The organism is Kribbella sancticallisti, assembly GCF_039530625.1.
Classification (GTDB): domain Bacteria; phylum Actinomycetota; class Actinomycetes; order Propionibacteriales; family Kribbellaceae; genus Kribbella; species Kribbella sancticallisti.
Genome location: NZ_BAAAOS010000037.1, coordinates 141,429 through 162,146, shown reverse-complemented (window position 1 = coordinate 162,146; position 20,718 = coordinate 141,429). Strand labels below are relative to the sequence as shown.

The 20,718-nt window shown below is 69.1% G+C and carries 13 protein-coding genes; 4 read left to right on the top strand and 9 right to left on the bottom strand.

All coding sequences use genetic code 11. The features are described 5' to 3' along the window. Positions 1-16: 16 nt before the first annotated feature. The 4 genes from ABD255_RS25730 to ABD255_RS25715 all read right to left on the bottom strand — a co-directional run bounded on the left by ABD255_RS25730 (position 17) and on the right by ABD255_RS25715 (position 6,472). Positions 17-1,618 (bottom strand): FAD-dependent monooxygenase, encoded by a 1,602-nt coding sequence (locus ABD255_RS25730; RefSeq protein WP_344218281.1) that lies wholly within the window; start codon positions 1,616-1,618, stop codon positions 17-19. A 24-nt stretch (positions 1,619-1,642) separates the two neighbouring features. Further along, positions 1,643-2,113: a Fur family transcriptional regulator gene (locus tag ABD255_RS25725; protein WP_344218280.1), complete on the bottom strand. Its 471-nt coding sequence runs from the start codon at positions 2,111-2,113 to the stop codon at positions 1,643-1,645. Positions 2,114-2,131: 18 nt separating this feature from the next. Continuing rightward, positions 2,132-4,825, bottom strand: coding sequence for a type I DNA topoisomerase (gene topA, locus ABD255_RS25720; protein WP_344218278.1), 2,694 nt, complete (start codon positions 4,823-4,825; stop codon positions 2,132-2,134). Between the two features lie 348 nt (positions 4,826-5,173). Then, positions 5,174-6,472 carry an alpha/beta hydrolase family protein gene (locus ABD255_RS25715; protein ID WP_344218276.1) on the bottom strand — a complete coding sequence of 433 codons (1,299 nt, stop codon included), beginning with the start codon at positions 6,470-6,472 and terminating at the stop codon, positions 5,174-5,176. A 234-nt stretch (positions 6,473-6,706) separates the two neighbouring features. On the opposite strand from ABD255_RS25715, the gene ABD255_RS25710 reads away from it, so the two are divergent. From ABD255_RS25710 to ABD255_RS25695, 4 genes are all read left to right on the top strand, one after another. Beyond that, positions 6,707-10,411 carry an NPCBM/NEW2 domain-containing protein gene (locus ABD255_RS25710; RefSeq protein WP_344218274.1) on the top strand — a complete coding sequence of 1,235 codons (3,705 nt, stop codon included), beginning with the start codon at positions 6,707-6,709 and terminating at the stop codon, positions 10,409-10,411. 346 nt (positions 10,412-10,757) lie between these two features. Beyond that, a complete protein-coding gene (locus tag ABD255_RS25705; RefSeq protein ID WP_344218272.1) occupies positions 10,758-12,017 on the top strand; it encodes a cytochrome P450 in 1,260 nt (419 codons plus the stop codon). Between the two features lie 214 nt (positions 12,018-12,231). Further along, complete coding sequence (locus ABD255_RS25700) at positions 12,232-13,785, top strand: GGDEF domain-containing protein (RefSeq protein ID WP_344218270.1); 1,554 nt, start codon at positions 12,232-12,234, stop codon at positions 13,783-13,785. 82 nt (positions 13,786-13,867) lie between these two features. Next, positions 13,868-15,451 (top strand): GGDEF domain-containing protein, encoded by a 1,584-nt coding sequence (locus tag ABD255_RS25695; protein ID WP_344218268.1) that lies wholly within the window; start codon positions 13,868-13,870, stop codon positions 15,449-15,451. On the opposite strand, the gene ABD255_RS25690 is transcribed toward ABD255_RS25695, so the two are convergent. The 5 genes from ABD255_RS25690 to ABD255_RS25670 all read right to left on the bottom strand — a co-directional run bounded on the left by ABD255_RS25690 (position 15,426) and on the right by ABD255_RS25670 (position 20,409). After that, positions 15,426-16,874, bottom strand: coding sequence for a DUF7059 domain-containing protein (locus ABD255_RS25690; protein ID WP_344218266.1), 1,449 nt, complete (start codon positions 16,872-16,874; stop codon positions 15,426-15,428). The two genes, ABD255_RS25695 and ABD255_RS25690, sit on opposite strands and share 26 nt — an antisense overlap. Continuing rightward, positions 16,865-17,671 carry a class I SAM-dependent methyltransferase gene (locus ABD255_RS25685; RefSeq protein ID WP_344218264.1) on the bottom strand — a complete coding sequence of 269 codons (807 nt, stop codon included), beginning with the start codon at positions 17,669-17,671 and terminating at the stop codon, positions 16,865-16,867. The genes ABD255_RS25690 and ABD255_RS25685 overlap by 10 nt, the downstream gene beginning before the upstream one ends. Before the next feature lies 1 nt (position 17,672). Then, entirely contained in the window at positions 17,673-18,467 is a 795-nt protein-coding gene (locus ABD255_RS25680) for a DUF2785 domain-containing protein (RefSeq protein ID WP_344218262.1), read from the bottom strand. Positions 18,468-18,641: 174 nt separating this feature from the next. Continuing rightward, on the bottom strand, positions 18,642-19,406 hold the full coding sequence (locus ABD255_RS25675) for a hypothetical protein (RefSeq protein ID WP_344218260.1): 765 nt from the start codon (positions 19,404-19,406) through the stop codon (positions 18,642-18,644). 1 nt (position 19,407) lies between these two features. Then, positions 19,408-20,409 (bottom strand): ABC transporter ATP-binding protein, encoded by a 1,002-nt coding sequence (locus ABD255_RS25670; RefSeq protein WP_344218258.1) that lies wholly within the window; start codon positions 20,407-20,409, stop codon positions 19,408-19,410. Between the last annotated feature and the right edge of the window lie 309 nt (positions 20,410-20,718).

The following is a 20,718-nucleotide window of genomic DNA, read 5'->3' as shown; positions in this document are numbered from 1 at the left end:
GAGCGGTGCGACCGCGTCAGGTTGCCAGGGTCGGCTCTGGTAGGGGCGCGCCGAACCAGTTGGTGAGGGCCTCTCGTAAGGCGGAGGCGGTGGAGTCGGGTGTGGCGGCCCAGGCGATATGGGCGTCTGGGCGGATCAGGAGAGCCTCGGCTGGTCGGTCGGCGGTCTTGGCGGTGTGGATGTCGATGCGGTCCGCCCACTCGCGGGCAGCCTCGCGGAGATCCGGGCGGTCGGCCAGGTCGAGGAAGACAGGCCGGGCTTGGTGCATGAGGTCCGCGACGGTGCTCGTGCCCTGATCGTTGTGCAGGGTGAGGTCGGGCGCGAAGGTGCCGGTCACGGGATGGTCGCCGCCGGGCATGGGGTAGCGAAGGTCGGTGGTGGCGATCATGGCTGCCATCCGGCGTACGGCCGGCTCGTCGGTGACCAGTTCCTGGAAGACTTCGCGGAGCGCGTCGGCGGCTGAGTCATGGCCGCGTCTCAGGGCCACCTGGGCCTCGGTCTGGAGCATCACTCGGGCACCGGCGTACCGGCGTTCGTCGTGGTAGGTGTCGAGGAGGCCGGTCGGTGCCCAGCCGTGGATGGTGGCGGCCAGCTTCCAAGCGAGGTTGACGGCGTCGAGCATGCCGGCGTTGAGTCCGATGCCGGTGGCGGGGAACAGATGAGCGGCATCGCCCGCCAGCAGGATTCGTCCGTCGCGGTACTGCTCGGCCTGGCGGGCCTGATAGGTGTACCGCGACAGCCGAATCGGCGCCCCCAGCGGGAGATCCACGCCGAGCACGCGGCGGATGCTGTCCTGGAGCTCGGCGACGGTCATCGGGTCGTCGTCGTCGGCGTCGGTGGACTCGTCCTCGGTGGTCGAGATGAACAGCTCGCCGGGGACGAGCGAGCCGAGCGCGAACACCGCACGGTCCGTCCGGGTGTAGCCGGCCGGGATCCGCCCGACCCCCGGTACGTCGAGGTCCCCGTTGTCGAGCTGGGTCACCGAATCGGCCAGGCCGACTTGGCCGAGCCGCTGGACCTCCGGGTAGGTGGTACCAGGAAACGGGATACCCGCCAGGTCCCGGACCCGGCTCCGCGCGCCGTCGCAGCCCACGACGTACCCGGCGGTCAATTGGTACTCCCCGTCCGGGCCGAGCACGTCCACGGTCACCGTCGCGTCGTCCTGCCTCACCGCGACGACCTCGTGCCCGCGGCGTACCTCGGCGCCGAGCTCACCGGCCCGTTCCCCGAGCAGCCGCTCCAGTCGCGGCTGTGGGATCTGCACCGCGTGCAACGGCGGATCCGCCAACTGCGTGAGATCCAGCTGCACACCACCGAAGGGAAAGCGCGGAACCGGGTTGGAATCGGTACTCGCCGACTTCAGGCGTTCCAGCACGCCGCGGTAGTGCAGCAGTTCCAGGATCTGCCCACCGAGCCCGTTGGCCCTCGGCACCTCCCGGACGTCCAGCCGCCGCTCCAGCACCAACGGCCTCACCCCGGCCAACCGCAACTCGGCCGCAAGCATCAAACCGGCCGGTCCGGCACCCACGACGACCACATCGACATCCACCACGTTGCTGACTCCCCAACCGTTGACAACTGCCTTCGGCCGACGATTCTCCGCCACGAAACAGGCCATGCCGGCTTCTTCAGGTGCGTGGGGTCAGCCGGCGCAGTCCTTGCAGAGGCCTACCAGGGCGACCTGCTCGGGAGCCAAGTGGAAGCCGAGTTCGCGGAGGAGCTTGCGGCGGACCGGGTCGAGGATGTCGCCGGCCACGTCCAGGACGGTGCCGCACTCGCTGCAGCGGAGGTGGAGGTGCCGGGGGGCCAGGTCGCCGGCCAGGTGGTACGTAGTGCCGGCTCGGCCGAGATGCACGTGGGTGACCAGGCCGAACTCACCCAAGGCGTCCAGGGCGCGGTAGACGGTGGCGCGGTGGATGCCTGGGCGGAGCTGTTCGGCTCGCTCGCCGATCTGCTCCGCGCTCAGGTGTTCCTCGGTGCCGGCCAGCACCTCGACGACCGCGAGGCGGGCGGGGGTGACCCGCTCGCCTCGTTCCCGCAGCCGTTCCGCGGTGACCTCGGCCGGGCCGCGTGATGCGGTGACCTCGGCCGGGCCTTTCGAAGTAGTCGCCATACGCTTCAGTGTCCCCTATCAGGACTTCTTGGCGGCGGCCTTCTTGGTCGTGGTCTTCTTCGTGGCCGTCTTCTTGGCCGTGGTCTTCTTGGCCGTCGTCTTCTTCGCGGCGGTCTTCTTCGTCGCGGTCTTCTTGGCGGCCTTCTTCGCCGTCTTCTTCACCGGACCCCGAGCCCGCTTGTCAGCCAGCAGTTCGGCCGCGCGCAGCAGCGAGATGGTGTCGACCGAGTCGTCCTTGCGCAGCGTCGCGTTCGTCTCCCCGTCGGTGACGTAGGGACCGAAGCGGCCCTCCTTCACCACCACCGGCTGACCGGACGCCGGGTCCTCGCCCAGTTCCTTCAGCGGCGGTGCCGCGGCGCGGCGGCCGCGCTGCTTCGGCTCGGCGTAGATCTTCAGCGCTTCCTCGAGGTTGATGTCGAACATCTGGTCCTCGGTCTGCAGCGACCGCGAGTCGGTGCCCTTCTTCAGGTACGGGCCGTAGCGGCCGTTCTGCGCGGTGATCTCGTCCCCGGACTCCGGGTCCTTGCCGACCACCCGCGGCAGCGACAGCAGCTTCAAGGCGTCGTCGAGCGTCACCGTGTCCAGCGACATCGACTTGAGCAGCGACCCGGTCCGCGGCTTGGCGCTCTTCGGCGCGTCCTCGGGCAGCACCTCGGTCACGTACGGACCGAAGCGGCCGGCCTTGGCGACCACCATCAGACCGGTGTCCGGCGTCTTCCCGAGCTCGAGCTCGACACCCGACGGCTGGCTCAGCAGTTCCTGGGCCCGCTCGACGGTGAGCTCGTCCGGCGGGAGGTCCTCCGGCACGTTCGCGCGGGCCTCTTCCGGACCCTCGACGTACGGGCCGTAGCGGCCGACGCGGACGACGATGCCGCTGTCCGGCGGGCCGACCGGGAAGGTCGACATCTCTCTGGCATCGATGTCGCCCAGGTCACTGACCATGGACTGCAGGCCCTCGATGCCGTCGTCGCCGAAGTAGAACCGGCCCAGCACGCCCTCGCGCTCCAGGTTCCCGGCCGCGACGTCGTCGAGCACGTCCTCCATCGAGGCGGTGAACGCGTAGTCGACCAGCCGGGTGAAGTGCTCCTCCAGCAGCCGGACCACGGCGAAGGCCAGCCACGCCGGGACCAGCGCGTTGCCCTTCTTGTAGACGTAGCCGCGCGCCTGGATGGTGCCCAGGATCGACGCGTACGTCGACGGCCGGCCGATCTCGCGCTCTTCCAGTTGCGCGATCAGCGTCGCCTCGGTGAAGCGGGCCGGCGGCTTGGTCTCGTGCCCCGACGCGATCACCTCGGTGGCCGGCAGTACGTCGCCCTCGGACACGTCCGGGATCTGGGTCTCGCGGTCGTCGGTCTCGGCGGACGGGTCGTCCGCGCCCTCGACGTACGCCTTCAGGAAGCCGTGGAAGGTGATCACCCGGCCGGACGAGGTGAACTCGCACTTCTCCCCGGTCCCGGCGGTGGCGTCGATCTTGATCGAGACGCTGTTCCCGGCCGCGTCCTTCATCTGCGACGCGATCGTCCGCATCCAGATCAGCTCGTACAGCCGGTACTCCGCGCCGCTCAGCCCGGTTTGGGCCGGCGTCTGGAAGACCTCACCGGCGGGCCGGATCGCCTCGTGCGCCTCCTGCGCGTTCTTCACCTTGGAGGTGTAGACCCGCGGCTTGTCCGGCAGGTACGACGCGCCGTACAGCTCGCGGACCTGCGCCCGGGCCGCGGTGATCGCCGTGTCCGACAGCGTCACCGAGTCGGTCCGCATATAGGTGATGTTGCCGTTCTCGTACAGCCGCTGCGCGATCTGCATCGTCTGCGAGGCGGACATGTTCAGCTTGCGCCCGGCCTCCTGCTGCAGCGTGGTGGTCCGGAACGGCGCGTACGGCTTGCGGGTGTACGGCTTGGACTCGATCGAGCGGACGGTGAAGGAGGAGTTACGCAGCGCCGCGGCCAGCGCGGTGGCGGTCGACTCGTCCAGGTGGACCGTGTTGCCGCTCTTCAGCTCGCCGGTCGAGGCGAACTCGCGGCCCTGGGCGACCCGCCGGCTGTCCACCGAGACCAGCCGGGACGGGAACAGCCGGGGCGTCTTGCCCTCGCCGGCGTCGAGCTTGGCGTCCAGGTCCCAGTACGACGCGCTGCGGAACGCGATCCGCTCGCGCTCACGGTCGACCACCATCCGGATCGCGACCGACTGGACCCGGCCCGCCGACAGCTTCGGCATGACCTTCTTCCACAGCACCGGCGAGACCTCGTAGCCGTACAGCCGGTCCAGGATCCGCCGGGCCTCCTGGGCGTCGACGAGCGCGTCGTTGATGTCCCGGGCACTGCCGACCGCGTCCTGGATCGCCTTCGGCGTGATCTCGTGGAAGACCATCCGCTTGACCGGGATCTTCGGCTTCAACTCGTCCAGCAGGTGCCACGCGATGGCCTCGCCCTCGCGGTCCTCATCGGTGGCCAGGTAGAGCTCGTCGGCTTCCTTCAGCAGGTCCTTCAGCTTGCGGATCTGCGCCTTCTTGTCCGCCGGTACGACGTACAGCGGGTCGAAATGGTCCTCGATGTTGACCCCGAGGCGCGCCCAGGGCAGGCCCTTGTACTTCGCCGGGATCTCGTCGGCGCCCTTCGGCAGGTCCCGGATGTGGCCGAAGCTGGACTCCACCACGTATCCGGCGCCCAGGAAACCGGCGATCATCCGCGCCTTCTTCGGCGACTCGACGATCACCAGTCGACGCTGACGTCCGGCCGCCGCCGTCGACGAGCCGGACGATGTCTTTGTCCCTGTTGCCCCTGCCACTGCGCTCCTTGCCTGTCAACGCCTAGTCATGCCCTTAACGCCTGCAGCCGGACAGCCCATTCCCCGATGAGCAGAGCCCCCCGAGCGCAACCGACCCGTCCCTACCTGGGACAGAGTACGGCCGACAGCAACGCATTTCTCAACGCACGGTAACCGCTCGGGGCGTCGCCGGCCTCATCAGGGTTTCAGAAACCGGCCGCGGAACCCTCCCGGCGCGCGTCGCGAGTGACCCACCGCATACCCGCCTACCTGACGAACTGTACGTCGGGCCGACTGTCAGCGGACGAAGGTGACTTCCGGGTAGTCCGGGGACTCGGTGCGGAGAAGGGCCTGCGGTTCGTGGCGCAGGGTCTGGTCGAAGAACGCCGTCAGATAGGCGCGCTGGGCGGCCACGCTGCGTCGGCGGTCGACGACGCCGGCGATGTTCGCCTGGATCTGGTCGGCCACGTTCATCTCGTCGTCGTCGCCGAGGAGTTTCGACACCACGTCGTAGTAGATGAACTGGTAGTCGGAGAAGGCGAGGGGTCGCGACCCGGGCAGTTGCAGGTTCAGCTTCCAGCCCTGTTGCGCCTGCCAGAATTCGGCCCACGACCTCTCGTGGTTCTCCCCCGGCTTGGTCCGCTGGCTCCCGTCCGAGCCGAAGAGCAGGAACGGCCGGTCCAGTCCGCGCCGCGCGACCTCGCTGAGCGGCCCGTTCACCCTGTCGTAGGCGAGCGTGCCGTCCAGGTCCGCGCCGGCCGCGACCCGGCGGTCGGCGTACAGGGTGGCGGCTGTGGTGAAGCCGCCGGCGGAGAAGCCGTACATCCCGATCTTGCGGAGGTCGATGGCCTTCGGCAGTCCGGCCGGCAGCTTGCGCTCATCGGCGTCCGGGTTGGTGCCGTAGGCGAGCCGGATGATCTGGTCGAGCACGAAGCGGGTGTCGGCGACGCGGGTGTCGATCACCTGCCGGTACTGGTCGGCGGTCGGCTCGGGGTTCACCGTGCTCGGCACGAACCGGCCGCCGGGGAACTCGACCGGGCCCTCATGGGTGTGGTCGATCGTCACCACGACGTAGCCCTGGCTGGCCAGTTCCTCGACCTGGGCCGTGTTCAGGAACCGGCTGGACGGATAGCCGGGTGAGAACAGCACGACCGGGTGCTTGCCGGGCCGCGCCGGAGCATCAAGGTGAGCGTGGGTCTGGCTCTTGGCGAAGTCGAAAGTACCCAGCGGAGCGCCGATGCTCTCGGAGAGGTTCTTGTCGACCGCGGCCGCCGTCTTGGCAGGCATGTACCTGGCGATCTCACCCTCCGGCCGGGCCGGGTACCAAACGCTGACCATCAACTCCCGTTTGCCGCCCGGAGCAGCCGCGTCCGTCCGGGCCGGATCGACCAGGTGCAACTCCGTGGTTCCGAGCTCGTACCGCCCGGTCGGACCGGGCAGGTCGATCGTCTGCGGCTTCATCTCCGACGCCACAGCGATGTCGAAGTCAGGCTCCAGCGGGTAGGCCTGGGCCGACGCCGGGCTGGACAGCAGCAGGCTCGCCACCAGGCCGCCGCCCAGGATCCGGCGGCGGCTGAAGCTTTGATAGTTCGTCATGCGAATCATCGTCACCGGCCGTCGAGCCGGCGCGGAGCCACCGTCCGATGGAGACCCCGTCTCAACTTCATGACGGCAGCGGGCGCGAGCTAGTGACAAAGCCCGCCGTGGTGAGTTATCAATAGCGCAATCCTGTTCATTGATGCGTGAAGTGAGGCACTCGTGAGCATCTTTGTCCGCGTTAAACGTTCAGCCGTCGTCACTGGCACAGCTCTGGCCCTGCTTGCGAGTGCCTTGGCCAACGCCGTCACCGCGGGACCCGCCGCAGCCGACTCCAGCGACGGCTCAGCGGCCGCCGCCGGCGAGACCGCATTGGGTGCGGTGACCGCCTTCGCCGCCGACGGAGCGCAGTACACGCTCAGCGCCGGTACCGCGAAGGTCCGGGTGGTGTTCGTCAAGGACGACGTGTTCCGGATCTGGCTCGCGCCGGACGGCACGTTCACCGACCCGGCGAACACCCCACCGACGGACCCGACCGCACCGGCGTCGAACATCGTCGTCAAGACCGACTACGCCCAGCCCAAGACCACCTGGAAGGACCAGGGCGGCTACTACTCGCTCAGAACCGGCGCGATCGAGGTACGGGCGAACAAGTCGCCGCTGCGCTTCTCGCTCTATCGGGCCAACGGTCAGCAGGTCTGGTCGGAGACCGCGCCGCTGTCGTGGAACGACACCTCCGCGAGCCAGTCCCTCAGCCGTGGCGCCACCGAGCAGTACTTCGGCGGCGGCATGCAGAACGGCCGGTTCTCGCACCGCGACCAGACGATCACCGTCGCCCGCGACTTCAACTGGGAGGACGGCGGCAACCCGAACGCGTCGCCGTACTACATGAGCACCGCCGGCTACGGCGTACTGCGGAACACGTTCGCGCCCGGCAGTTACCGCTTCACCGAGCCCGTCGTCACCCGGCACGACGAGAAGCGGTTCGACGCGTACTACTTCGTCGGCGACCTCAAGACCTCGCTGGATCGCTACACCGAGCTCACCGGCCGGCCGTTCATGCCGCCGATCTACGGCCTCGAGTACGGCGACTCCGACTGCTACAACCGCGGCCACTACGCCACCGACCCGGACTCCAGCAACGACTGGAAGGTCAACCCGGAGAAGGTGACCACGCTGGACGCGGTCAAGGTCGCCCAGAAGTTCCAGGACAACGACATGCCCGGCGGCTGGATGCTGGTCAACGACGACTACGGCTGCGGGTACTCCGACGACACCGACTCCGAACTGGTCGACGGCACCTGGTGGGGCAAGCGGGAGATCCCCGCCCTCAAGCAGACCGGCGACGAACTGCGCAAGCGCAACATCGAGATGGGCCTGTGGACGCAGTCGGCCCTCGACCGCCAGCCTGCCGAGGTAGGCGAAGCAGGAGTCCGCGTACGCAAGCTGGACGTGGCCTGGGTCGGCCCGGGCTACCGGTACGCGCTGAGCGCCTGCGACACGGCGCACAGTGGCATCGAGCAGCACAGCAACGCCCGCGGGTACGCCTGGATGGTCGAAGGCTGGGCGGGCACGCAGCGGTGTGCGGTGCAGTGGACCGGCGACCACAGCGGCTCGCTGGACGCGATCAAGTGGCAGATCCCCGCGATCACCGGCTCCGGCAACTCCGGAATCGCCTACAGCGCGGGCGATGTGGACGGCATCTTCGGCGGCTCCCCCACCAGCTACACGCGCGACCTGCAGTGGAAGGTGTTCAACCCGGCCTTCATGACGATGTCCGGCTGGGCCACGCCCGCCTTCAAGCAGCCGTGGACGTACGGCGAGCCGTACACCTCGATCAACCGCAAGTACCTCAAGCTGCGCGAGCGCCTGCTCCCGTACTTCTACTCGTACGCCGCTGAGGCCCACCGCACAGGTGCCCCGCTGAACCGGTCGCTGGTGCTGGAGTACCCGAACGACCCGAAGACCTGGGACGACACCACGAAGTACGAGTTCCTCGCGGGCAAAGAGTTCCTGGTGGCCCCGATGTGGGGCGCCGACGAGGTCAAGAGCGGCATCTACCTGCCCAAGGGCAACTGGGTCGACTACTGGACCGGCAAGGTCTACCAGGGCCCGACGACCGTGAACGGCTACCACTCGAAGCTCGACACGTTGCCGCTGTTCGTGAAGGCCGGCGCGGTGGTCCCGATGTGGAAGAGCGGGATCAACTCGGCTGCCGAGCAGGGCTTCGGCGATCGGCTCACAGTCGACATCTATCCGCAGGGCAAGTCGTCCTTCTCGCTCTACGAGGACGACCGGGTCACTCGCGACTACAAGCAGGACCGGTCCGCCACCCAACTGCTGGAGGTGACCGCTCCGGTCGCGGCTCGCGGCGACGTCACCGTGAAGATCGGTGCCAGCCGTGGCTCGTACACAGGCAAGCCGAACGCCCGCCCGTACGAACTGACCGTCCACACCGGTACCGCACCCCGCGACGTCACCGTGGACACCCAGAAGCTCACCAAGCTCGTCAGCAAGAACGCCTACCTCGCAGCCTCGACCGGCTGGTACTACGACAACGGCGTGGTGCTGGTGAAGACCGCGTCGATCTCCACCTCCCGCGACGCCACTGTCCGACTGAGCGGCACCACCTCCGTCGGCGGCGGTCAGGCCGTGCTCGAGACCTTCGGCACCCCGGAGCTCTCCAGCCCATCCCTGTGGAACGCCCCGGGCCAGGCCACCGAGGTCACCGCCACCTTCACCAACGCCGGTACGACGACGATGCGCGACGTCCGCCTGGCTCTGGACCTGCCGGCCGGCTGGACCGTCACCGGTACGAGCACCTTCGCCAAGGTGGACCCCGGCAAGACCGTCAGCACCAAGCTCGCGGTCACTCCTGATGCCGCGGTGAAACCGGCCGGCTTCACCCTGCGGCTGGACGCTTCGTACCAGATCCACGACAACGCCTACACCGGCAGCACGGTGGCCACCGCACAGTTGCCCTACGCATCGTTGTCGCAGGCCGCGAACGTGGTCGGCGTCAGCGACGCGTCCAGCTTTGCCAAGGGCAACTTCGACGGCTCCGGCAACTCCTTCCACGGCGAGGCCCTGGCCGCCGCCGGCTACGCTCCCGGCGCCAAGGTCACCGTCCAAGGGGCCGAGTTCACCTGGCCCACCGGCGTTCCCGGGACCCCGAACCTGGTGAAGAACCAGCCCGCGCCGATCCTGGTGTCCGGTACCGGTTCACACCTGGCTCTCCTGGGTGCGGGCGCCAGTCTGAACGCCAAGGGCAGCGTCACCGTCATCTACACCGACGGCTCGCAATCCCAAGCACCGCTGCAACTCCCGAACTGGTGCTGCCAGGACCCGACCACCGGCGGAGCGAAACTGGCGGTCGGCGTGAAGGGCCGGTACACCGCGGCCGGTCTGGCCAACACCACCACGGACTACCGGGTCTTCTACACCGCCGTCCCGCTGGAGGCCGGGAAGACGGTCAAGGCGATCAAACTGCCCGGCGGTGGGCTCGGGTTCTTCGCGGCCACGCTCGCGGACAAGCCGTTGCCGCCGGCGCCGACGGGGCAACCCTGGATCAGCGATCTGGAGTGGATCGACTCGACCAACGGCTGGGGTCCGGTGGAGCGGGACAAGAGCAACGGCGAGGACGCCGCCGGGGACGGAGCCACCCTGACGCTGGACGGTACGCAGTACGCCAAGGGGCTGGGCACGCACGCACCGTCGTCGGTCAGTGTCCGGCTCGGCGCCAACTGTTCGGTCTTCACCGCCAAGATCGGGGTGGACGACGAGATGGAGGACCGGGGCAAGGTGAGCTTCAAGGTCGCCGTCGACGGTGTGGTGAAGTACACATCGGATCTGCTCACCGGAACGTCACCGACCGTGCCCGTAACGGTTGACGTGACCGGCGGTCAGACGCTGACCTTGCAGGTCACCGATGCGGGCGACGGTGTCACCAGCGACCACGCAGACTGGGCGGAGGCGCGGCTGACCTGCGCGGACGCCTGACCTGGCAGCCGATCGCGCGGAGCGCATCCGACTTTCGGCTGGACTTTCCCTGACGAACCCCGGAACCCACCTGATCGCCCTCCCAGGGGAGGCAACAGGTGGGTTCCGGTGGTAACGCGGCCCCTCTCCATGACAAGGTCTGACCTGGCAACAATTCTCAGCGCCGTGGCCCCCTCCCATGGTGGTGCAGAAGCCACCGCGGAAGTAGTGCTAACACCATCAGATCTGGTCCCCGGTTGCGGTTGACTTCTAGACAGACGAAGCCCGTCGGGGGCAGCAGTGTCAGAGAGGGCGCGTGGGAGTCATGGTTGCGACATACCTCAAGAGATGGGTCGGCAGCCGGGTCTTGAGCAGGACCACCCGCAAGGGTGGTCTCAACCTGTCCAAGATGCGGGTGTTCCCTCGCCAGGTGTCGATGCCGCTGCGCCGCGTCGGGCTCGACCCGACGCCGGAGCTGGGCCAGATCCGCGAGGTCGAGCCGGTGCACAAGCTGGCCAACCTGTTCGGCCTGAACGTCTGGGTGGTCAGCGGCCACGCCGAGGCCAAGGCCGTGCTGGCGGACACCACGAACTTCAGCAACGACATCCGGCCGATGATCGGTTCGGACCCGAACAAGCCGTCGGAGGGGATCGGCGGACTGGGCTTCACCGACCCGCCCGACCACACCCGGCTGCGCAAGCTGCTGACGCCGGAGTTCACCAAGCGCCGGCTGGCCCGGCTGGAGCCGGCGATCGAGAAGATCGTCAACGACCAACTGGACCTGATGGAGGCCAAGGGCCCGGTCGTCGACATCGTCGCCGACTTCGCCTTCAACGTGCCGTTCCTGCTGATCAGCGACCTGCTGGGGGTGGAGGAGTCCGACCGCGACCGGTTTCGGGCCCTCGGCCCGGCCCGGTTCGACCTGTCCGGCGGTGGGATCGGGGTGTTCGGCTCGGCCAGCGAGTCCCGCGAGTTCCTCTTCGAGATCGTCGGCAAGCAACGGCAGAACCCCGGTGACGGCCTGATCGGCTCGATCATCCGCGAGCACGGCGACGGGATCGACGACATCGAGCTCGGCGGGCTCGCTGACGGCGTCTTCCTCGGCGGCTACGAGACCTCCGCCAGCATGCTCGCGCTCGGCACCCTGGTGCTGCTCCGCGACCCGGAGAACTTCGCCCGCATCCGCAACGAGCCCGGCGCGGTGGACGCGATCGTCGAGGAACTACTGCGGTACCTGACGGTCGTCCAGGTCGCCTTCCCGCGGTTCGCCCGGCACGACCAGGAACTGTTCGGGCAGCAGGTCAAGAAGGGTGACCTGGTGGCGGTGTCGCTGTCCGGCGCCGACCGCGACAAGGAGATCTTCGGCCTTGACGCAGAGTCCTTCTACCCGCAGCGCGCTCCTGCCGCGCACCTGGCCTTCGGCCACGGCATGCACCGCTGCGTCGGCGCCGAACTGGCCCGGATGGAGCTACGCGCCGCCTTCACCGCCCTGGCCCACCGCTTCCCAGACCTCTCCCTCGCGGTCTCCGAGGAACAACTCCGCTTCCGCGACTTCTCCATCGTCTACGGCGTCGAGTCCCTTCCCGTCCAACTACACGCCGCGGACGCTCGGCAGGCAGCCGGCTAGTCCTCCCGCGCGGGCCTGGCACGCTGGCTCCTCCGTCGCTCACCAGTAGCGACTAAGGGCCCGCGTGGGAGCCTGGGTTGACGTAAAACCCTCCCCAAGAAGCACCCACCCTCCTGCGGGCGGTTGCGGCGAGACCGTGACAGCGGGGGCTGTCGCGGCCACAATGGGCGGTCCCACCCGAACAGCGGGTGACGGAAACCGGGGAGGGCGGGGGATGGACGCGGGGCGGCTGTCCGCACGCATCGCGGCAGCCATGACGCTGGCCCAGTCGGGCGGTCACGCGATCGCTGCCGTCCAGATCGACGCGATCCGTGCCGAGCTCGGCGGGGTGCCGAGCTACGACCTGGCCGCCGCGGAATACGTCCGCGGGGTCGCCGCCCACCACGCCAGCGACGCCGACGAGGCGCTGGCCGCGGTGGAGGACTGCCTGACCGTCGCCCGCGCGATCGACGAGCCGGGCTGGGAGGCGAACGTGCTGCCGATCCGGATCATCACCCTGGCCCGCAGCGGCCGGGGTGGTGACACCGTCAACGATCTGCTCGCCGCCGAGCACGCCCTCGACCGCACCACAGACCTGGGCCTGCGCGGCTGGGCTCACACCGGACTCGGGTACGCCTACGACGTGCTGAGGTTGTTCGAGCTGTGCATCCCGCACTACGAGACCGCCGCCGGTATCGAGGCCGACGCGCTGGAACTCGCGGAGTCGCCGGCGATCGACCGGCTCAATCTCGCCGAGACCCACCTGCGCTGGGCGCACGAACTCGAGCGGCTCGGCGATGCGCAGTACGAGCAGGAGATCGAGGAGTTGCTGGCCGCCGCGGCCCACTGGGCCGGCGAAGCGGAGTTGGTGATCGTCGAGGACGAGAGCCAGGAGTACTGGCGGCAGACTGCCCGGCTGTGGCTGGCCGCCGCCACGACCACGAGCGATCCGGCGACAGCCGTTCAGGAGCTGGAGAAGTGCCGCGACCAGCTCAGGAAGCTCGGCGAGACCGAGCGGCTCGCGATCGCCGGCGCCTACCTGGCAAGGGCTTTGGCGGCTCAGGGCAAGCTCAGCGAAGCCCGGGGCGCCGCCGAGCAGGCCACCGATGACTTGTTGCCGTTGGCCGATCCGTCCACCAACCTGCTGGTCTTCCAGACCAGGTCGGAGCTCGCGGCGCGCGCCGGCGACCCCGGAGCCGTAGCAGCCTTGGCCTATGCGCGTTCGGTGGCTCGCGGCTGGTGGAAGGAACGCCGTCGCGCGCTGAACGCAGTACGGCATGCCTTGGCGGTGCACGATCTGTCGGCCCGCCACGATGCCGAGTGGCACGCGGCCCGGCAGGACGCGCTGACCGGGGTCGGCAACCGGCGGGCGATGGACGAGCGGCTGGCCGCGGCCCGGGACTCGCAGCGCGCGGTCACCCTGCTGGCCATCGACGTGGACAACCTGAAGGTCGTGAACGACAGCTTCGGGCATGCCCGCGGTGACGAACTGCTGCAACTAGTGGCAAATCTGCTGGTAGAACAGGCACGAGCCACCGATGCCGTGATTCGATCGGGAGGAGACGAGTTCTTCGTGGTGCTGGATCAGCCGGACGCCAAGGGCGGCGCCCAGCTGGCCGAGCGGATCCGGGCCGCCATCGCGCGGGTAGCGGCGACCACCACCGAACCATGGCTCAGCGGACTGGGTCTGAGCATCGGCTACGCCGCCACCGCGGAAGGGGTTCCGGTGGAGCAGCTGATCCCGACGGCGGACAGCCGGCTGTACGAAGACAAGCGCAGCTCGCGATGAGCGGTGGATCCAGCCATCGAATGAGTCGTGGGACAAGCCGTGAGTCGGGCAGTGAATTGAGCAGGGCGACAGGGGAGGTCGGGTGCGCGAGACGTCGGGGGTGACCGCGCGGATCGGTGCGGCGATGACGCGCGCACAGTCGGGCAACCCGACCGGAGCCGCCGGCGACATCCGCCGGCTGCTCGACGAGCTCGGCCCGGAGCCGACCAGCGAACGCGCCGCCGCCGAGTACGTCCGTGCCGTCGCCGCGCACTACACCGGCGACGCCGAGGAGGCCCTGGACTCGGTCGAGGCCTGTATCCGGGTGGCCCGCGCGATCGACGAACCCGGCTGGGAGGCGAACGCGCTCGCGGTCCGGATCATCACCTTGATCCGCAACGGCGAGGGTGGCGACTCGGTCGCCGACCTGGTCGCCGCGGAGAACGCCCTGTCCCGGACCTGGAACGCCGGCCTGGCCAGTTGGGCGCACACCGGACTGGGCTATGCCTACGACCTGCTGCGCCTGTTCGAGCTGTGCATCCCGCACTTCGAGCTCGCGGCCGAAGCGAACGTGGATCCGCTCGGGCTGCCCGAGTCACCCGCGATCAACCGGTTGAACCTGGCCGAGTCCAACCTCCGCTGGGCGCACGAGATGGAGCGGCTGAGCGATTCGTCGTACGACGGGGAGATCCGGCGCCGGCGCGAGGAGGCCCGGCGGTGGGCCGCCGAGGCGAACGAGGTGATCGTCCACGCGAACCTGGTCGGCTACTGGCCGATCAGCGGGCGGATGTGGCTGGCCGCCAGCGACTACGAGGCCGATCCGGCCGAGGCGGCGGTCGTACTGAAGGACTGCCGCGACCAGTTGGCCAAGCTCGGCGCGCTCGAGCTGGCCGCGATCGCCGGGGCCTACCTCGCCAAGGCGCACGCCTCGATGGGCCGGCTGGACGATGCCCTGGAGGCCGCCGACCGGGCCGGTACCGATCTGCCGCCGACCTCCGATCCGCCGGTCGAGGCGCTGGTCCGGCACACGGCCGTGCAGATCGCCGCGAACTCGGGCGACGCCGGCGCCGCCGCCGGGCTGCAGTACGCGCGAGCGATCACCCGCGGCTGGTGGGCCGAACGCCTCCGCGGCCTGTACGCCGTACGGAGCGCGCTGGCGACCCACGAGCTGTCCATCCGGCACGACGCCGAGTGGAGAGCCGCCCGGGAGGATCCGCTCACCGGCGTCGGTAATCGCCGGGCGCTGGACGAGCGGATGAGCGCAGCGCAGGACTCCGGCCGCTCGATCGCGGTGATCGCGATCGACGTGGACAACCTGAAGGTGGTCAACGACAGCCACGGCCATGCCTGCGGCGACGAGGTGCTCCGCCGGGTCGCGCAGGTGCTGACCGAGCAGTGCCGCGCCGAGGACGTGGTCGCGCGAGCCGGTGGCGACGAGTTCGTGGTGGTGCTCGACAACCCGGACGAGAGGGGCGCGCGGGAGCTCGTCGAGCGGATCAGGAGCGCCGCCGACCGGATCTCCCGCGGTGCCGTCGAGCCGTGGTTCGCGATGCTGCGGCTGAGCATCGGGCAAGCGAGCAGCACAGACGGCACGTCCGTCGGCGACCTGCTCACCGAAGCCGACCGCCGGATGTACGACGACAAGCGCCGCCGCCGAGCCACTAACGGTCGAGAAACCCCTCGATGACCAGGTTCCTGATCTGCGGGAGGTAGTCGGCGGCGAGCTCGTCGGCCGGCCTTCCGAGCAGATCGGCCAGCGCGGCGAGGATCTGGCCGACGCTCAGGTCCCCGTCACACGCGCCGACCAGTCCGGCCAGCACGGTGTCGGCCTGCTCAGCCCGGCGCATCCCGCGCTGCCGGCGCAAAACGATCGTCGCCGGATCCTCTGCGCCTGGCTGCCCGGCGGTCTCCTGTACGACGTCCGGCGCGGTCGTCAGATAAAGCTGCGTGAGATCGGCCGGAAGCCCCTCGGCCCGCTCGAACCGGTCCAGCACGAAGGGCCCGATCGGCTGCTCGATCTCGTACGGCCACTCCTCGGCGTGGGTGGTCCCGACGGTGTTGTGCAGGTTGATCCAGCCCATCCCGATCGCCTCCACCTGCTGCTCGTCGAGCCAGCGCAGCCAGGCGTCGTACCGGCTCGTGTACTCCGGGCGCCCGTGCAGGCCGGCGTCGCGCAACCACAGTTCGACGTACTCCGCCGGGTCGAGTTGCTCGCGCTGGACCGCCCAACTCGACCGGTCACCGGTCCAGCTAGCGATTCGTTCCCGCCAGTCCTGACCGCGCACGCAGGTCCAATTGGCCAGCAACTGGCACCAGCCGCCGTCCGTGAGGTGTTGCGGCGCCTGGCGAACGAGTTGCTCGACCACGGCGTCACCCGCGAACCCGGTCTCGCGATAGGTCAGCCGCCCATCGCTCGGCGGCGCGATCACGTACGGCGGGTTGCTGACGATCAGGTCGAATCGCTCGTTCCGGACCGGCTCGTAGAGACTGCCGTCGCGGACGTCGAGCCCGATATGGTTCAGCGCCGCGGTCCATCGGGTCAGCCGCAGCGCTCGCGGGTTCACATCGGTGGCGACGAGATGCCCGACCCGGTCCGCCAGGTGCAGCGCCTGGATGCCGCACCCGGTGCCGACGTCGAGAGCGGTCTCGGCCTTGATCGGCACGGTCAGCTTCACCAGACTCAAGCTCGCCGGCGCGATCCCGAGCACATAGTCCGATCGCATCGGCTCCCGTCGGCCGTCCAGCCCCGGGGTCAGATCCGCGACAACCCACCAGTGCCGATCGTCTTCCGCATAGGGCCGGACGTCGATGGTCGCGACTGCCTCCCCGTCACCGACCTCCAAGATGCCCAGGGCAACAAGCACCTCCGCGACACCCGCAAACGCCTGATCCACAAGGGTTGTGGGCACCGGCCGCTGCAACAGGAACAGACGGATCATCGTGTCGAGTGGATCACCGGCTTCGGTCCGCCGGTAGGCGAGCGTGGTCTCGTTGCGCGCCAGCGCCGCGTTCGCCTGCTCCCCCAACCGTCCCGCGACCCCGTCGACGGTGTAGTCCGCCGCTTCGAAGGCACCCCGGAGGCGATCGACCACACCAGCACTCAGTTCCATCCGCCCATCTTCGCAGCTCGGGCGGTGGCGTAGAGCACTGTGCCGGACTCGATGAACGCCTCCGGCGCCAGCCCGGCCAGCTCACGCTCGGCGGCCGCCAAACACGCCGTACGGCGTGCCGCGGGGAGCTCGTCGATCCGCCGGGCCATCGCGCCGACCACCTCGGAGTGGGCCAGGAACTCGGCCGCCGTGGTCTGGTGGTGGAAGCGCTCCCCGGTGATCTCGATGGTCTCGAAACCCGCCTCCTGCAAGGCGTTGCGGAGTTTGCCGGGGTCGGAGGTGATGTTGTCGGACGGCATCTGCGGCGAGGGATCCGGGGGCGCGCCGTGCTCGTCGATCACCCGCACCCACACCTCGTACGCCGGGTGCGGGTCGAACTCGGACCAGGTGACGGCGCCGAACGAACCACCTGGCACCAGCGTCCGGCGTACTTCGGACAGCCCGGCGGGCAGATCGGGCAGGTGGAAGAGCACGAACGCCATCACGACGGCGTCCAGGCTGCCGGAGCGGAACGGCAGCCGCTGAGCGTCGGCGACCACCCGGTCGAACCGCGCGGGGGCCAGCCGGAGCATCTGCTCGGTCAGGTCCGACCCGATCACCCTCGCCTGCGGAGCCAGTTGCGCGAGGTGCGGCAGGACCCGCCCGGGGCCGCACCCGAGCTCGGCGATCCGGCGGGCTCGGGCGAGCGGCAGCCGGTCGGACACCGCGCGCGCGTGGATGGCGAGTGTGCCCGCCCACTTCCCGTCGTACGTGGTGGCGATGCGGCTGTAGTTGTCGCGGATGTCGCTGGTGCTCATGTCAGAAGAAGTACGGGGTGGCGGCGCGGAACACCTCGACGAGTTTGGCTTTCACCAGGTCTCGGTGGCGCGCCTGCGCGTTCGGGTGCTCGTCGTCCAGGCGGACGCCGTGGTCGACCATCGTGTAGACCGCCCGCAGGGCGCGCACGGTGTTCGAGATCTCCGGGCGGATTCCGTCGGTCGGGACGGTGGCGACCGCCCGCACCGCTGGATCGAGCCAGTCGGTCGCGTCCGCCGCCGGCAGGTCCTCGCGAGTCAGGGTGGTCGCGAGCGCGAAACCGAGCCGCTCGTCCTCGAAGTCCCGCAGCACATACTCGGTCGGGGTCAGGAGCCGTCCGATGCCCAGCCGGAGCATCTGCACCGGCTCGACGGCCTGGAGGCGGCCCAGAGCGCCCAGGAGGTCGCTGCCGTGCGCGACGGCGTGCAGCCAGCCCAGCTTCGGGTCGTGGCCGCGCAGATCCTCCTCGGCGACGTACCAGCGCTCGAAGGGCGGCACCCAACTCGGCTCGAAGACGCCCTGGAAGACGATCGAGGCGAGGATCAGCGGCGCGAAGGTCCGGGCCTGGATCTCCTCGTCACCGAACCTGGCCACCATCTCGTCACCGAGGGCGCGCAGTTGATCGGGCGCGAGCACCCCGGTGCCGATCCAGGTCGCGAGGGTCGAGTACGCCTGCCGGTCGCGGATCAGCGGATCGGGTGACCGCAGCATCATGGACAGCTCGGCGACGAGATCGGCGAGCGGGCGATCGGTCGGCACGGCGAAGCCGTCGGCGCGCACCTGCGCCCAATCGGTCATGCAGCGCAGGCTAACAAGAGAACGGCCCGTGGGACATCTGAGTCAGATGCTCCACGGGCCGCAGCGGCCAGGACCACTCAGCCCGGCCGGACCCCGCGCCCCGGCCAGGGCCCCTCAACCACGGCCGGGGTCGTACAGTCGCGCGATGGCCGGAGCCACCCCGCGGTGGTTCTGTCAGGCGTCGCGCTTGCTCGCGGAGAACAACGCGATCACCAGCAACGCCGCTGCCCAGCCGGCGAAGTACAGCAGAGCCCACCAGGGCGTCAGGGCGAACTGGCTGCCGCCGGCGCCTTCACCGGCCAGACCGAAGTCCTGGCCCTGGTTCAGGAACGAACTGCCGTTGGCGAACGGCGACCACTGCTGCAGGTCGTCGCCGACCTTCGGGATCAGGGTGAACAGGTTCTCCACCAGCAACGGCCACAGGATCAGGATCGCGATCGCGCCGGCGCTCTGCCGGATCAGGATCCCGATCGCCACCGCGATCACCGCGGACAGCGCGAAGATCGGCCCCTGCCCGGCGATCAGCCGCCACTCGGCGCCGGTGTTGATCGCCAGGTCGGCCGAGCCGGCGAACAGGCTGCCGATGAACCAGGCACCGAAGGACGCGATCAGGCCGATCACACCGGCCAGGAACGCGACGACCGCGGTCTTGCCCAGCAGCAGCGCGGCCCGCTGCGGCACGGCCTGGAAGCTGGTCCGGATGGTGCTGAACCGGTACTCCGTGGTGACGGCGAGCGCGGCCATCACCATCATCACCATCTGGCTGAGCTGGGCGCCCGGCTGGGTGATGAAGATCGTCGCCTGCTGCTCCTCGGCTCCCTTCAGGAAGCCGGTGGTCAGCGCGGCGAAGCCGATGGTGAGCACCGCGGCGACCACCATGCACCACCACGGGGAGCGGGTGGAGAAGAGCTTGATCCGCTCGACTGTGATGACCGACATGTCAGTTGTCCTCCTTCGGCCCGGCGGCCACCTCGGCGCCGGAGACCGGCGGAACCGCGGTGAGGTCTGTCACCGCGGCGATCTCGTCGTGCGCGTGGTACTCGACCGAGTCGCCGGTCATCTGCATGAAGGCGGCCTCCAGCGAGCCGCGCTGCAGCGACAGTTCGTGCAGCACGATGCCCTGGGCGGCGGCCGTCTCGCCGATCTGGTCGGTGGTCAGGTCGCCCTCGACGAACAACACCTTGCCCTGCTCGTCGATGTCCTCGATCCGGGTCGCCAGGTTCTGCTGCTGCAGGACGCCCTGCAACTGGTCGAGCTGGGGGCTGCGGACCTTGACCGTGGTACCGCTGGCGCGGTCGACGAACTCCGTGGTGGTGCTCTGCGCGATCAGCTTGCCGCGACCGATGACGATCAGTTCCTCGGCCGTCAGCGCCATCTCGGACAGCAGGTGGCTGGACACCAGCACGGTCCGGCCCTCGTCGGCCAGCCGGTGCATGAAGGTCCGGATCCAGACGATGCCCTCGGGGTCCAGGCCGTTCACCGGCTCGTCGAAGAGCAGGATCTCCGGATCGCCGAGCAGGGCGCCGGCGATGCCGAGCCGCTGCGACATGCCCAGGGAGTAGGCACCGGCCCGCTTGTTCGCGACCGAGGTCAGGCCGACCATCTCCAGCGCGTTGTCGACGCTGGACTTGGGCAGCTTGTTGGAGGCGGCCATCCACATCAGGTGAGATCTGGCCGACCGGTTCGGGTGCACCCACTTGGCGTCCAGCAGGGCGCCGATCTTGGTCAGCGGCTGACGCAGGTCGCGGTAGTGCTGACCGTCGATCCGGACGTCACCCGATGTCGGGGTGTCGAGTCCGAGGATCATCCGCATCGTGGTCGACTTGCCGGCCCCGTTCGGGCCCAGGAAGCCGGTCACCTTGCCGGGTTTGACCTCGAAGGACAGGTTGTCAACGGCAACGGTTGCGCCGTATCGCTTGGTGAGGCCTTGTGCCTCGATCATCGCCGTACTCCTCGTTCGGTGGCGCGCCAGTGAATCGTCGGGCGGGCGTACAACCCCAGTATCGAGGTCGATTCGGGTCATCACATCGGACCCGGGGCGGATCCGGTGGGTCCACCTCTGGTGGGATTCTGCCGTCCTCACCACCGGTGTGCCATCGGTTAAGCCCCTGACCCTCCCCCGACGATCCCGTACTCCGGGGCCGGGCACATCCGACCAAAGTCGACGGCCTGGCACCGAAAGGAGCGCGGACAACCCTGGTGCACCACGCTGCTGTCCTGACAAACACCCCTGTCCTGACAAAGCGAAAGG

Coding starts and splice junctions, on each gene's coding strand:
- ABD255_RS25680 (WP_344218262.1), bottom strand. CDS start 18,467: ATGACCGATTGGGCGCAGGTGCGCGCCGACGGCTTCGCCGTGCCGACC.
- ABD255_RS25675 (WP_344218260.1), bottom strand. CDS start 19,406: ATGTCGGTCATCACAGTCGAGCGGATCAAGCTCTTCTCCACCCGCTCC.
- ABD255_RS25700 (WP_344218270.1), top strand. CDS start 12,232: ATGGACGCGGGGCGGCTGTCCGCACGCATCGCGGCAGCCATGACGCTG.
- ABD255_RS25730 (WP_344218281.1), bottom strand. CDS start 1,618: ATGGCCTGTTTCGTGGCGGAGAATCGTCGGCCGAAGGCAGTTGTCAAC.
- ABD255_RS25670 (WP_344218258.1), bottom strand. CDS start 20,409: ATGATCGAGGCACAAGGCCTCACCAAGCGATACGGCGCAACCGTTGCC.
- ABD255_RS25725 (WP_344218280.1), bottom strand. CDS start 2,113: ATGGCGACTACTTCGAAAGGCCCGGCCGAGGTCACCGCATCACGCGGC.
- ABD255_RS25685 (WP_344218264.1), bottom strand. CDS start 17,671: ATGAGCACCAGCGACATCCGCGACAACTACAGCCGCATCGCCACCACG.
- ABD255_RS25715 (WP_344218276.1), bottom strand. CDS start 6,472: ATGACGAACTATCAAAGCTTCAGCCGCCGCCGGATCCTGGGCGGCGGC.
- ABD255_RS25690 (WP_344218266.1), bottom strand. CDS start 16,874: ATGGAACTGAGTGCTGGTGTGGTCGATCGCCTCCGGGGTGCCTTCGAA.